The sequence below is a fragment of the Streptococcus sp. 1004_SSPC genome (assembly GCF_001069025.1).
Classification (GTDB): domain Bacteria; phylum Bacillota; class Bacilli; order Lactobacillales; family Streptococcaceae; genus Streptococcus; species Streptococcus vestibularis.
In genome coordinates this window covers 1-16,190 of sequence record NZ_JWGQ01000077.1, presented here as the reverse complement: position 1 = coordinate 16,190, position 16,190 = coordinate 1, and the positions used below count along the sequence as shown (strand labels likewise).

Sequence of the window (16,190 nt, the reverse complement as noted above, 5' to 3'; positions counted from 1 at the left end):
TTAATCATAATTAACTTCACTAATCTTAATTTTATTTAAAGAGCGATATGTAGCAAATAGTGATAATTGATATACCAAAAAGATTACACTGGCAGATAATATTATATAAAGTGCTGAAACATTGAATTCAATGTAAATATCCACTAATGAATTAATATAGGATGAAATTATATCGAAGAGAAGTTCTAAATTCATTAAACTTATAAACATTCCTACAATCAATACAATACTGTACACATTTATCAACATGTTTAAGATTTGTCTCTTTGAATAACCCTGCAGAATAAAAATCGAGATACTTCTTTTGTTATCACGAAGATTTAAAGAGGCTAATAGGATTGAAATGCTAACAACAATAAAAACTGTAATACCAATGATACTTGGAATCAAAGATAAACTACTACTTACAAGTTTTTTAATTTGATTTACTTTATCACCCTTAGTTTGATATTCAACACCATCATTTTCACCTAGCAGTTTATTAGTGTACCTCCTATTATAACTTTTACTTGTTAAGCTATCATCGAATTTTTTTAAATATTCTCTATTAAAATACAAAGTGTTGTCATATGAAATCGGATTTATTTCAACCACTGTCATATTGTGAATAATACCACTACTAGATTTAATCTTGATATGATCTCCTACATTAACTCCATATTTATCAGAAACCTTTTTAGGAATTATCATAGAATTTTGTGTTTTCAATGATTTAAAAATACTTTTATCCTTTGAATTGTAAATATTTAGAGAATTATAATCTTCGTCAACAAATTGTGCATTAGAGGTCTTCCAAGAATCTTCTTCTGTATTTAATAACACTGTGGTTGAATACGATAGATTTTTATCTAATTTATCATTATTATTTTGTTGAGCATATTGATAAATATACTCATATTTAAAATTAAGAGAGCTTGAATAATCACTTACCGGTTTATTTGCAATGTTAGATAAAGAAAAAGCAAAATTCAATAGAAAGAAAGAAATAAAACTCATAATCAATACAGAGCACGCCCTAGAAATATTATTTAATAAATAACTATTCCTAACTCTAATAATAAACGGTAACCTATCTAAATACTTATTAACCCTAAATGCTCGATAATTTATTTTTATGCTATTCCGTTCATAAATACCATCTAATACGGAGTTCGACATTGTTTTAAAAACAACTCCAATTGAAAAAACGCTAATACAAATAAACAAACCTAATAAAATCAAAATAAGTTTTGGAATATTGATTGAAGGTATAATCCTGATAAAATTAAATGTATCTAGATAAGAATCAATGAATTTAAATGATTTAAAGTAACCTAATATCCCCCCAAGAAGAATACCTAAACTTGTCGGCAACGCAAATATAAAGAATGTTGTAGATAGACCTAATTTATTATATCCCATTGCACGTAGAATCGCTAAACTTTTTGAATATTTTTTAATTTGATTATGTAGGATCTGTATCAATAAAATAGCTATAACAATACTTAATATAGTGAGGCTTAAAGACATTATTGATATACTCGTTTCGAAATTTGATTGAAATGTTTTAAAATTCGTCAAATCGTTACTATTAAAAATTTGACCAACTTTTTTGTCTTTCATCATGGTTTGTAACTGATTATTTAGCTGTTTTTTATTTAATCTTTTATCAAACCGTGCTACGAAAATATAATCTTCCATGCCTTCAATTGCATTATAGTCTTTCATACAAAGAAATACACCAGCATTATACATATTACCTATTCGCTTTGAATAGTTAGAATTGTAAATTAAACTTTCAGATGGCTGATAATATAACCCTACCACTTTATAGGAATGATTATAAAGCGTTATCGATTCACCTATTTTTACATTATTCATCCTTGCAAACTGAACAGAAATAAGGACTTCATCTTTTGTAAGATTTTTTTTTCCTTCAACTACAGTCAACTTATTAATCTTGTCCTTCCCATTATAAGGACTTAAAAAATATGTTCGTGAATTTTTAATAAAATATTTTCTGCGAAAAAGCTCCGAAGAGAAGTTATATTTTTTTTCAAGCTTTTTAATTCTTATATTATAGTATTCACTTAAGTTTACATTATATTTCCCCACTAACTCTTCCAATGTTATATTCGTTGTATCAATTATCTTATAGTCTTGTACAATCTGTTTAATCTCGTTATCTGTCAGCGTAAGAGAGGGTAAAATTCTGAAATCTTCTAAATTACTAGATCTCAATTCTTCTTCATAATGATTTTTTAGAGGAATATTACCATAATATAAATAGGTAGACAAAAAACCGAAGCACACTCCAAAAAGTATTAATAACGAAATAAACAATTTATTTTTTAAAATACCATTAACATTGTTTTTTAATACTTTTTTCATTATTCCCAATCCACCTCCTCAATACTTAAAGGAAATTCATTTGTTATTTCTTTAGTAATCTCACCATCTTTCATATAAATAACCCTATCAGCAATTTTGGAAATTTGTGAATTATGGGTGACTAGGACAATTGTTAAACCTTCTTGTTTTTGAATTTGCTTTAAGACTTTCAAAACGGTTATTCCAGTCTTTGTGTCAAGAGCACCTGTCGGCTCATCACAAAACAAAATTTTAGAATTTTTAGCCAGGGCTCTCGCAATGGAAACTCTTTGCTGTTCTCCACCTGATAATTGACTTGGATACTTCTCTAATTTATCTTCAAGAGACAGTAAATCAAGAATCTTATCAATATTTAACTCAGATTTTGCAAGATATCTTCCTGTCTCGATATTATCTTTTACATTCAAATTCGGTAGTAAGAGATATTGTTGAAATACAAATCCAATATAATCTTTTCTAATTTTTAAAATTTGCTTACTATCTGAATAATCTACGTTTTGGGAGTAAATTTTCAGTTCCCCACTATCAAACTCTTCAAGAGTACTCAAAGAGTTCAATAAAGTAGATTTCCCAGAACCTGAACTACCTAGGATACATATAAATTCTTTTTCAAAAATATCAATCGAAACAGATTTCAATGCATTAACCTCAGCATCACCATAACCATATGTCTTTGTTAGATTCTTTGCACTAATTATTGGAGTTGAAATAGCAACTGTTTCCAATATATCTTTTAACAACCTACGATTTTGTTGCAAATATTTCTTGTCTGTTAACATACTCAAGTGACTACCTACACCATGAATATATTCAACATCAAGATTTGAAATGCTGTCCCATTCTCTTCTGGTATCTTTCGATTTATCAACAAAAGTATCTTCTGAAAGGATATTGAAAATTTTTGTATTTTGTAAAAGAATATGTTTGTTCTTATTTAATTGACAATAATCCTGATAAATTTTTGCTTCTAAGAGAAAGCTCGTGCGTTCCGATTCAATTATTTTTACAATCTTTTCGTCTAGATCTTCTTTGTTAATATTGCTTTGAGCCAAAAAATCATCTAACATGTCATCAATATTCTCTTCAGTAACAGTTACAAAATCGAGCCCGTCTTCCCACTTAAATCCATCCAGCATCACAATACTATTGACCTCTTTATCATAGTGTTGTTCTAGATAAATTGAAACATCATATGCAATATTAGAACCTCCAGAATAACCAACAAAAGTAATTGATGTATCACCTTGATTTATAATGTATTCTGATATTCTCTTAATCAATTCTTTGTCATCAGTTAAATGGAATACATGTGTCTTATAATCCAACTCAGAAAAAACAGCTTTATAAATCGGTAAATAAGCAATCTTTAACATGGCTGGCGGAAACACATATATATTTTTTTCTGATTCAGAATTAAGGATGTCTACATAATTATCTACTTTATTATCAGTGTAATTTTGAATTTGTTTTATTAAATTATTATATGTAGTATCTTCAGAGACGTTTTCAATCTGTTTTATAGAACGAATTAGTGTTTTTTTGAATACTTTAGAGAATTTCTTTAATTTCCACTTACTAAAAACTTTCTTGTCATATATAAAACTAGCAACTAAATCACCATCGTGTATTAACATATTTAGTATTAATGGATTCTGCATAAGAAGGTCGCCAGATACCTCCTCGCCAATGCTTTTCTCCATAACTGAAAATTCATTGCTTTCAAAAAGCTTACTATCGAACTCTCCTAAATAATTAAACATAATCGAACTAAATCTAAATTTTGAATTAGATTCTGTCTGCAAAGCATATGTTAAACCACCATTTGGCACACTTTTCAATCGTTTATGGATATAGGAAACTTTTTCTGAAAAAGAACTAGGAATAACATCTGGTTTAAATAGTAAAGGATAAACACTTGTGAACCAACCAACGGTTCTTGAAACATTTAAATCAATGGCCTCCGAGTTCCTTCCATGACCCTCCATATCAATTGACAGATGCTGTTCTTTTTTATAAGTTTTGAAATAGGATTCTAAAAAACTTAAAAGTAATACATCTTGCATATCAATGTCATTCAACTTACTTAGGTTATTCTTAAGCTCTGAAATAACTGATTTCTCTAATTTCAATTCAAACTTCTCGGATTCAGAAAAAGTACACGGCGTATAATTTTCACAATTAAAAGTAATATAATTTTCTTTCCAAAACATTCTATCTATTTGTGAAGAACTATTTTGTTTATATTCATTAATTGCTTTTGCAAATTCCTTAACTGAAACTGTTTTTAACGGTAATGATGTCGCGTCATTTTGATTCCGATACAAATTAGAAAAATCATCAAATAAAATTCTTAAAGAAACAGCATCTGATGTAAAATGGTGTAAAATAAATAACAAAAATTCGCCTTCTTCAGTCTTAAACACAACAATTTTAAATACATTACCCTCATTTAAAGACATAGATTTTTGTTCACTTGTAGCATATTCCCACATCTCACTTTTTTTACAATTTATGACAATAATATCCTGTTTTTTCTCAATTGATTTATAATCAATCAATTCAGCATAATCTTTATCATAATGATAGCTTATTCTTAATGAGTCATGATGTTTCAATAACGTATGATAAATTTCATTTACTAATTCTAAGTTTAACTTAACTTCTGATTTAATGAATATTGATTGATTAAAATGATTTGCAGTTTTTTTGTTCACCCCTTTAATAAACCTTCTGTGGCTAGGAAGTAATTCCATTCTACCTGTAACCTCTTCTTGAGAGATTGTCTTATTATTTTTTTGTATAAACTTGGATAAGTCTCTTAAAACTGGGAAATTCAATATATCATTTACTTTTACATCATATTCAGACAATAACGATACAATTCTAATAGCATATATAGAATCTCCACCCAAATTGAAGAAATTATCATTTAAAGTAATATCTTCTCTTTGAAAAATAGTTTTATATGTATCTAATATAACTTCTTCTTCGCGAGCTAAGTTCAATTTATCTTCAATATCATTCTCTTCTTTACGATTATTATTCGCAATTAACTCTTTTAAAACCTGAATATCTACCTTTCCACTGAAGGACATAGGTATTTTTTCAATTTGAATAATATCTCTTGGTACCATATAGAAGGGAAGTTTTTTCTGCAGTTCACTTCTTAAATTATTAATTAAAGATTCTTTTTCTAAAACAACAAAAGTATATATATTATTATTGTCAACTATACTGTGTGAACTAGCAACCCCTTCAAGTTCAACTAAACAATTATCTATTTCAGTCAGTTCAATTCGATAACCATTTAACTTAATCTGAGAATCCCTTCTACCCAATATTATCACATCACCGTCTGAATTCCAGTAGCCTAAATCCCCAGTGTGGTATTCTATACTAGAATCGACCTTCTTAAAACATTGATCATTCAATTCCGAATTTGTATAACCAGAAGAAAGTCCTTCACCAGAAATAGTTATTTCTCCAATTTGTCCTATAGCACAAAGATGATTATCATTCTTTATTTTCAATTCAGTATTATAGATCGGTTTACCTATAGGAACTCTAGTCAATTCTATGTCTTTTTCGCTACATTTGTAACAAGTTGAATCAACAGTCATTTCAGTCGGTCCATATACATTATATATCTCTGCAGTTGGAGACACTCTAGTTATATCCTTCAATAATTTTGGTGGTAAAATCTCTCCACCTATAATATAGATGCCAACATCTAGAAAACTCTGATTATTTTGATTAACCAAGAGGTCTATGTAGGAAGGTGTCCCATCTAAAATTTTTATATTATTATCATTTATATACTTAAATAGTTTTGGGGGAGCAAATTTTAAATCATCATCAATCAAATACAATGAAAATCCATACATTAGAGAAGTAAATATTTGTTGAACTGAGGCATCAAATATCTGATTAGCAATTAGTCCAATATTTCCCCCCTGACAATGCTTATATATTTCATTATATAAAAAACTGGTTAGATTAATTACTGATTTTTCCTTAACAATAACACCTTTAGGTCTGCCAGTTGTACCTGAGGTATAGAGAATATACTGGTTCTGATCCCCTTCAATAGATTTCTCAAAATTAGCTGTAAAGGAATTATCAGAATTACCTATTGTTTTGACATTTAGTACAACTACATCTTGAACTCTATTAACATCAGAATCAGATAGCATTACTTTTGCATCCGAGTCTTTAATGATAAAATTTATTCTCTCTTCACTAAACTTTTTGTCGACTGGAACATAAGTGCCACCCACCGTTAATGAGGCCAGCATACTGGCAACCAAATCAATATTTTTATCAAAATGCAATACAATTCGATCACCTTTTTTTATACCATTCAGAATTAAAATAGATTGAATTTTCCTTACATAATCACATAGTTCTTTATAAGTCATGGACTCTTCGTTAGAAACTATAGCAACTTTTTCAGGGTTCAGTTTAACTTGTTTATAAAATTGGTCAATAATAGAATCAACTTTTAACTTAACTATTTTTCCTTTAGAATAACTAGTTATTTTATTCTTTTCCTCATCACTGCAAAGGGTTATATCAGATACTAGTTTATTTGGATATTTTGTAACAGACTCAATTACATTTACAAATTGGGACATATAAATATCAACTTCCTGTTCGGAAAAGATATCAGGGTTATAATTAATGTCATATTCATAGTTACCCCTATTAATTACTGCAAGAGTCAGGGGATATTCTGTATGTTCTGGTTTATCGTCAAGAATCAACTCTAGATCTTTAGGTTGATTATCCTTTTTTTCATCGACAAAATAATTTTCAAAAATAAACAAACTATTAATTAGATTCCCATTATTTTTATCTAATTTCATTACTTCGAACAACGGGTAAAAATCAAATTGTTCACTATCTATATTTGTATTATAAAGTTTCTTTAAATAGTCTAAAGATGTCAAATTATCTACAACACTTACTCTGGTTGGTATAGTATTAATAAATAATCCTAAAGCTTTCTCAATACCCGACAACTCACATCTTCTTCCAGAAACTACTTTTCCAAATACAATATCCTTTGTGAAATTGTGTTTAGCTAGAAATAAACCCCAACAAAATTCGAACAAAACACTTAAAGTAATTCCATGTTTATTACAAAATTGTTTGTACTGTTCAATCTGAATTGAAGTTGAATTATATCTAACAATACTTTTGCTTTTATTTAACTTCTTACTGTGACCATCTCTTGATTCAATATTAGAATCATCAGTATAATTTGCAATAAAATCTAGCCAATATTGCTTTGCGGCATCGTGATCTTGACAGTTAAGCCAATCGATATACTCCTTATAATCCAAAGTTTTTTCAATATTAGACAGGATTTCCTCAATGGTATTACCTTCATTTAGAAGCTCATAATACTTGAAAAAATCATTTAATAATATAGACATGCACCAGCCATCAAGTATTATATGATTAAAACTCCAAATAATTGTGATATAATCACTTTTCTGTACCACTAAGGTAACTCTTAACAGTGAGTCTTGGGTTAGGTCAAATCCTCTATTGAAATCATCATTTTCTATTTTCTCAATATTAGTTTCCTCTTTGGAATGAATAATATTAACCTCAATCTCTCTATTCTTTAAAACAACTTGTTTAGGATCAGTACCTGAATTATAAAATATAGATGTTCTTAAAATATCATACTTCTTACTCAATATGCGAAAACTTGAAACTGCATTATTTAGATTAAACTTTCCCTTTAAATGTGTAGACTTTTGGACAAAATAAGTTGTCTTCCCTGACTTTATGTAATTAAACAACATCCCTTTCTGCATCGGTGTTAAACCATAAACCTTTTCAATATTACTTGACATAGCGTCCTCCAATCTAGTTATATAAGTCTGTTAATTCTTTCCAAATTTCACTTTCCAATTCTTCATCAGAAACATCTGACTGAGTTATAACTTTTTGATCATAACAATTTAGTTTATCTTTCAAATTTAAGAAGTAATTCTTTAATTCCATTTCTACTTTTTCAAAATTAATATTGATTTTTTCTACGACAGTAAAATTAAAATTAAAACCATCTCCATAATTAATAATATCAACCACAAAATCCGATTTTAAGTAATTCTTCTTATCTTTTACTTCTCCTGTCGACTGTTTTGATAGACTGAAAGTATTGCTATTATTAATTTCTTCAGTAAATTCACCTAAATAGTTAAAAGTCAAATTAGGTCTATAAGTAAATCTATCTTTATTTTTCATCAAACCAAATTCAATCTGAGACTGGCTAGCCCGTTTTAACTTATCTTTTATATTCATTATTGAAGAAGAAATATCAAATTGTTTTTCGACAACAAGCGGATAAATAGCAGTGAACCACCCTACTGTTCGTTCAACAGCAATATTCTTACTAGAAAGAGTTCGACCATGTCCCTCCATATTAATAATTGTTTTATTAGGAAGATAATCTGTCAACACATCTAATAATGCAGCTAATAAAATAGCACTACTATCAGCTCCAAAAATCTCTTTGGCCCTATTCATTCCATCACTTATTACTTCGTTATCAATAAATATGCTATCTTTACGGAAGTTAAAAGTATCTTGTCCACTCTTATTTTGTTTTTTTAGAAAAACTATAGTATCATCCCAGAACTTACTTTGATTTTTAAAAGCTGAAGAATCTTTATATTCATTTAATTCCATTGCCCACTGTTTAAATGATGTAGATTTAAGAGGTAAGTCAACATCAACATCATCTGAATGATCATATAAATAATTTAAATCATCTAAAATCACTCTCCATGAAACGGCATCAATTATTAAATGATGAGCAACTAAAAATACGTAGTCTTCGTCCCCCATTTCTATCAATCTTATCTTGAACAAAGTAGAACCATCGAATTGAAATGATTCTTGTGTCTTGTTAAAAAATTGGATCATTTCTTCTTTTTCCAACCGTATTGACTCAAAATCCAAGTCATGCTCATCATACTTAGAAACGAATAATCGGTCCTTATTAACAACTGCTCTTAGCATATCATGTTGTTCAATTATTTTAAGAAATGCATTTTTTACCTTTTGTTGGCTAATCTTTTTATTGCATTTTAATAGAATTGATTGATTATAATACTCGGGATTGTCATAATTAGAATTGAAAAAATCTGAAATTATAGGAGTTTCTTGTATCTCTCCATAAACCGGCAACTGATTATCATGCAATACTCTAGTTCTACAAACGTTTGATAGTTCTACAACAGTAGGATTTTGTACGACTTCCTTAGTTGTAACTTCAAGTCCGATATTTCTCATTTTAGAGACAAGCATCATATTCTTAATAGAATCTCCGCCAAACTCAAAAAAATCATCATGAATTCCCAAAGAATCATTTCCTAATAAGTCTCTAAAGATATTTAATATCTCTTTTTCTTTTTCAGTGCTAGCTTCATCTATTTCTCCAGTAGACTCAATTTTAATATCTGGTAACTGTGATTTATCTAATTTACCATTATTTGTAAGTGGAAACTCCGACAGTTCAATCCAATATTTAGGAATCATATAAGAGGGTAGTACCTCCCTTAACTCTCTACTCAAACTATGATTGTCATAATTAAAAATTGGCTTTTTGATAAAATATGCATATAGACTAGTTTCTCCAGTTCTATCTTTTTTGTCAATAACAATACAATCTTCAATAGAACGTTCGAATTTTCTTAAAATTTGTCCTTCAATTTCCTTCAATTCAATTCTAAATCCATGAATTTTAACCTGCTTATCGATACGCCCCATGTACTCAATAGTTCCATCTGGCAACAGTCTTGCCAAATCTCCTGAACGATATATTTTCCTCTGCAAGGTATCTGAGAAAACAAACTTTTCATGTGTTAAATTAGTATTATTTAAATAGCCTGAAGATAATCCTTTTCCATATACACAAATTTCACCTGGAACTCCGATACCGGATACTTCATCATCATTCATTAAATAGAGACCTGTAGTTGGAAGAGGACAACCTATATTACTTATCCCTTGTTCGATTTCTGATGATTCTATTTTCTTATAAGTAACATGAACAGTAGCCTCTGTTATCCCGTACATGTTAATTATATTTACATGACCATTATTTAAATAAAAATCTCTTAATTTCAGTGGCTCCAATGCCTCCCCACCAAAAATAAGATATCTCAAACTCAAAAGTTTCGTTTTTCCCAAAGCATACATCAAAGCATAGAATGAACTTGGAACTTGATTAAGCACAGTTACTTGATGCTTCTTAATTAATTCGATAATTAAGTAATTATCATGAATTTCATCTAAACTTGGAACAACCAACTTACCTCCATTTAAAATCGCTCCAAATATCTCCCAGACTGAAAAGTCAAAACCATAATAATGAAATAGCATCCAAACATCTCTATTTGAGAAGGAAAAACGATTATTATCGTGAAATAAAAGTCGTACTACATTAATATGAGATATTTTTACTCCTTTGGGCTTTCCTGTTGTTCCCGAAGTATATATCACATATAACTGATCTTCAGGAGAAATATTAATATCTAAGTTTGCACCACTTTCACCATCTAATGATAGTTTCCTTACATCGATAGCTGTATCCCCATTTAATTCCAGAACATTATCCGTCGAAAGTAATATAGCTTTGGTCCCACTATCAGTTAACATATAATTAATTCTTTCCTCTGGATAATTTGGATCTATAGGAATATATCGTGCACCGATTTTTATTACTGATAAAATGTTAATAATTAACTGGATATTTCTATCCGAAATTACGGCAACCGAATCTCCCTTCCCTATACCTTTTTTCAATAAAACCCTAGCGAGCTTATTAGATAACTCATTTAACTGACTATATGTGATTTTTTCGTTATTTTGAATAACTGCAATTCTATTTGAATTTTTTTCACAAACATTTTCAAATATAGTTTTTATATCGTTATTTTCAAAATTGACATTATCTAACTTATTAATCTCTTTATACAATGAGTCTTCCACTTCATCGGCCATTTTTAAAGAAGAAATTTTCTGAGTCGGATTTGCTAAACCATTAAATAAAATATTATTAACATGTCTGTTTATATTCTTTATTTCCTCCTCAGTAAAAACATCATCGAGATAATCAAAATCTATTTTAAAAGTACCATCTTCCCAACTATTCAAGCTAATCGTTAAGTTATTTGACTGATATTGACAATTTTGCCATGATATTTTGAACTCATCAGAAAATTCCTTCTTTGCCGTTTGGTAATTAATAATTACATCAAATAGATCTTCTCTAAAGCCATATTTTTCATTTAATTCTTGTTTGAGTGTTGTATAATTAAATTTACTATGTTTAAATATTCTCGATTTTCTTTTATCAACTTGTGAAATAAATTCAGTAAAATCGTTTTCCTTATTTATCGAAATACTTATTGGTACTGTATTTACAAACATACCCATAGTATTTTTTTGGTTTTTACCAAATCTACTATGTAATGTAGTACCAATATTCACTATATCTTCTCTATTCATTCTGGACATATAAATTGAAAAAGCAGACATATAAATAAATAGTTCAGATACGTTGTTTCTCTTTGCATACTCTTGTAACTGTTCAGAGTGCTTTTTACTTAAACTAAATGATTGCCTATGAACACGGTAACTGCTACTTTTTTTATTTGATAAGTACGAACTGGTCAACTTATTTTTAAATTCTGAAACCCAAAATTCTTTATCTCTATTAATTTTTTTCCCCAATTTATATTCATTTTCAGCATCTAATACTTTTTGGTATGATCCTCTTTCAATTGAAGGCAATAAATTTTTCTCATAATCTCTATAGGTAAAAATGAATTCATTCACTAATAAGCCTACAGAAAAAGCATCAGAAATTATATGGTGAACTTTAAAAAAGATACCAAATCCATAATCTTTAATAATAATTCCATAAAAGTCGATTAAATAATCTAAATCTATTTGCTGAAACCTAGCATTATGCTTCCAATCGTCAAACTCTTCAAATGATTGAAATTCTTTAATTTTGTATGTATATAGTACCGTATCACTCAGCTCTTGGAAAATCTCAACATCTTTTTTTACCAATTTTAATTTAAATATATCATTATTATGGATAATTGTTTCTAACGTTTTACTAAAATACTTGCTATCTACTTCGCCTTTAAAAATAGCATCTACTCCAATTGAATAATCGCCCTCAACTATTTGAGAAAATGTTCCAATTTGATTTTGTGATAATGTTAATGTTTCTTTCATTTTATTTCTCCTAATTTTTTGTTTTATATAATGCCCAGAATTCACCTTTATTTTCAATTAACTCGTTAAAGTTTCCCGACTCTATAAGAACTCCATTTTTCATTACTAGTATGCTGTCATATTTTTGCAAAACTTCCTTATTTAACCTATGTGAAGTAATAATCTGCGTAATGCCTTCCATTTCAGACAATACTTCTTCTATCTGTTTTGTAGTTCTATTATCTAATGAAGCTGTAGCCTCATCAAATATGATGATAGGAGTTCTTTGTAATAAACATCTTCCAATAGCAATCCTCTGCCTCTCACCACCGGATAAATTCCTACCATTCTCTCCGCAATTATATTCTAAACCTTTCTCACGAATCAGTTTCCCCAATTGAGACTGCTCTATAACTCTGTTCAAGAACCTGTTTTCAAAAACAGAAAACATTGTTAAATTATTAAGTATCGTATCATCAAAAATAAATACCTCTTGTTGAACTACAGATACATTTTTATATATAGCATCTTCCTCAATATTTTTTATATCAACATTACCTATTTTTATTTGTCCAGTATAATCTGTCCAAAATTTCTGTAATAAACTTAATAAAGTACTCTTACCACTACCACTCTGACCCACTATTATGTATTTCTTGCCATTCTCAAATTTGAATGATATGTTTTTTAAAGCATAATTATTTGAATCACTATACGTAAAGGATACATTATCAAATACTATGTCTTCACTAAACTTAATGTCATTATCGATAAGATTATTTTTTCTAGAGGTGTTTATCAATTCGCTAACATTTTTTAATATGTTAAATACTGACTGAAATTTCATAAAACATTGAGGCAAATCTTGTATTGGAACAACAACAAAGTTTAATAGTTGTATATATGCAACAATAGTCCCAAATGATATTACACCCCTCATTGCTTGGTTTGCACCTATGTAAAACAATACAAATACCATTATATTAGTGCTTGCCATAGCAAAATTTTTAGAAAGATGTAATATTCTCTCTCTTTTAAAATTTAACTCTTCTAATTCATAAACCTTTTTCTTACAAATCTCTTCAATTCTGTTTTCAGTTCTAAATAGTTTTATTGTATGAAAACCTCCAATTACATCATTAAATAATTGTGAGACGGTATTTTTTTGATTTGTCACTTGATTATCTATTTTAGGTAGTATTTGTTGGAAAATTCCACCCATAAATGATGTTAAAATTGAGGTAATTAGGATTCCTAAAAATAAATAAACATCAAAATAAAGCATAATTGATAGCGATAACAATAATGTACAAATATTTTGAAATAATACAACGATATTATCAACAAAATCCAGCTTCACTTTTTCGAGATCACTTGTGAGAAAAGCCGAGTATTTAGAGGAATTCGAACCGTTTAAAAAACTAATTCTTTTAGAAAGTAATAACGATGTAAAATAAACACTTAAATTCTTGTATGCTTTTGAAACATACTTACTTCTCAAGACGGAAGTGATATAAGAAATTATTAAAAATCCAACGATATAAAAAGCAGATTTTAATAGTATAGAGTTCAATCCAGATTTATCTGTTTCTATAGCAACATCGATAAAATTTTTAAGAATTAATGCTGAGATTATATTAAACAAAGAAATAATAAAACTAAATATTATCGTCAATAAAAATAATAGTTTGTTTTTAAAAAATACTATCTTTAAAATTTGTTTCATCTGTACCTCCAAGTGTGAATATTCTATCTATTGTATCTATCTACAATAGAATAAGGAATAAAAAGATTTTAGATTTCCTCTTGTATATATTGCTGCAGTCTTTAAAAAAATAGTATCAATAAAAATTTCAATTTTCATAACTGATAAAATTGAAACCACCAATAGAAAAAGCGAACAAAACGAGATTTCCGAAGAACAGAAATCCATTATTGTTCGCTTTCTACTATTTGCTGTTATTATTTTATCCTAAACTTTTATTTTTCCTATAGTTTGATATACTTTTTCCTATTAAACCCCAAATATCCAAAAACAAACCCCAAGATTATTATAGCACAGATCACACATCTTATACATACAAATATTATTGGGACGTAAAGGAAAGAAATGGCAGAACTCAAGTGACTTCAAAAGGAGAGTGAATGCTTACGTACCGAGTTGGCCTATCTAAAGCTAGAAGACAGGAACGAAGCCTTACAGCAAGAAAGGCAAAGACAATTAGAGAAATGGCTTCAGGAGGATTTCGACTAGATTTACTTCTTGGAACAGCCAGTTTACCCCTCTCAACTTACTACTATCTGGTGAAAAAACTGGTTGGGCTCGACAAAGATAAAGAGATTAAAGGCAAAATTCAGGAAATTTATTATAAGCAAAAAGAAATTATGGGTATCGCCGAAAGACTCTTGAATTGAGAAATCGTTATTTCGTTGTGAATCATAAGGAGGTCTAACGTCTGATGAAAGTTCTTGTTTTAACGGCCAGAACCCGTCGGAATCGGAAGGATTCTTCATACTAAGGAGAAGTTGACAAAAAAGCAGAGAATCTCATTAAACGCCCATTTTAAGCAACCAAAAACTCTATTTGTCGCCAGTTTTAGATGGCTTTAATAATGCAATTATCGCCTACAATCTTTCTACGTCACCGAATTTGAAACTAGTAAAGACGATGCTAGAACAAGCCATTGTAGACTATATTGAGTATTACAACAACAAAACCATTAAGGTAAAACTAAAACCAAGCTATGTCCAAGAAGCACTTTATCAAGAATTACGCGACCTCAGCCGTTTCTACCAGAATCTTACTGAAGATATTGTCTGTGCTAAAAACCGTCTGCACAAGGTTTTACAGGTCACTTTTCCTGAATTGGAAAACATCTTGTCAGCACCAACTGGGGAACAATATTGGAACTTGGTAATAACTTTTCCATGTAATAGTTTTGTACTGGAGTCGGATGACGCCACATTAACAGCTATCATCCGTTAGTCTACGGCAGAACGCATCTCTGAAAAACGTGCGACTTGCTTAGTAGATAAGCTTACAAAACTAGCTAATCAGTCTTATTTTGCGGTCAAGAAAACCTCTCCAGTGATAGAAGAGGTCAAATACTATGCAGGGGAGTTACTTAGGCTTTCTGAACACAGACAAGATGTTTTAGAGGAGATGGTAACCTTGGCTCAATCTTTGCCAGAATACGAGATTCTTCTCTCTATTCCTGGAATAGCTGAAACCACAGCGACAAGTATTATTGACGAACTTGGTGATATTCGTCGATTTCACTCTGCCAATCAAATCAATGCTTTTGTCGGCATTGACCTCAGACACTATGAATCTGGAAACTTTCTAGCCAAGGAACATATCACCAAACGTGGGAATCCCTATGCCAGAAAGATTCTCTTGAAGTGCATTCATAACATAGCTTCAGCTAGCCACACCAATCCTTGTCATATCGCAGACTTCTATGAGAAACGCAAAAGACAATCGCAAGTGACTTCAACCAAACCATACACGATTGCCTCTATACATCGTCTCATTAGAACAATGTATTACCTCATAACGCATAACAAAC

General features: G+C 29.5%; 4 protein-coding genes and 2 pseudogenes. 2 read left to right on the top strand and 4 right to left on the bottom strand.

The window, feature by feature from the left end; genetic code table 11:
- The 4 genes from ADF62_RS05850 to ADF62_RS05835 are packed head-to-tail and all read right to left on the bottom strand — an operon-like array spanning position 1 to position 14,347.
- Complete coding sequence (locus ADF62_RS05850; protein ID WP_152901329.1) at positions 1-2,370, bottom strand: FtsX-like permease family protein; 2,370 nt, start codon at positions 2,368-2,370, stop codon at positions 1-3.
- Positions 2,370-8,237: a condensation domain-containing protein gene (locus ADF62_RS05845; protein WP_048788307.1), complete on the bottom strand. Its 5,868-nt coding sequence runs from the start codon at positions 8,235-8,237 to the stop codon at positions 2,370-2,372. The genes ADF62_RS05850 and ADF62_RS05845 overlap by 1 nt, the downstream gene beginning before the upstream one ends.
- A 13-nt stretch (positions 8,238-8,250) precedes the next feature.
- Positions 8,251-12,642: a non-ribosomal peptide synthetase gene (locus ADF62_RS05840; RefSeq protein WP_152901328.1), complete on the bottom strand. Its 4,392-nt coding sequence runs from the start codon at positions 12,640-12,642 to the stop codon at positions 8,251-8,253.
- A gap of 10 nt (positions 12,643-12,652) precedes the next feature.
- Positions 12,653-14,347 (bottom strand): ABC transporter ATP-binding protein, encoded by a 1,695-nt coding sequence (locus ADF62_RS05835; RefSeq protein ID WP_048788305.1) that lies wholly within the window; start codon positions 14,345-14,347, stop codon positions 12,653-12,655.
- 402 nt (positions 14,348-14,749) lie between these two features.
- Between ADF62_RS05835 and ADF62_RS11475 the strand changes: the two are divergent.
- Positions 14,750-15,334: pseudogene (locus ADF62_RS11475) on the top strand (IS3 family transposase); the annotation flags it as partial.
- A 21-nt stretch (positions 15,335-15,355) separates the two neighbouring features.
- Positions 15,356-16,190, top strand: a pseudogene (locus ADF62_RS11890) (IS110 family transposase); the annotation flags it as partial.

Bases quoted from the DNA above. Each gene is read 5' to 3' on its own strand.
- ADF62_RS05850 (WP_152901329.1), bottom strand. From the start codon at position 2,370: ATGAAAAAAGTATTAAAAAACAATGTTAATGGTATTTTAAAAAATAAA.
- ADF62_RS05845 (WP_048788307.1), bottom strand. From the start codon at position 8,237: ATGTCAAGTAATATTGAAAAGGTTTATGGTTTAACACCGATGCAGAAA.
- ADF62_RS05840 (WP_152901328.1), bottom strand. From the start codon at position 12,642: ATGAAAGAAACATTAACATTATCACAAAATCAAATTGGAACATTTTCT.
- ADF62_RS05835 (WP_048788305.1), bottom strand. From the start codon at position 14,347: ATGAAACAAATTTTAAAGATAGTATTTTTTAAAAACAAACTATTATTT.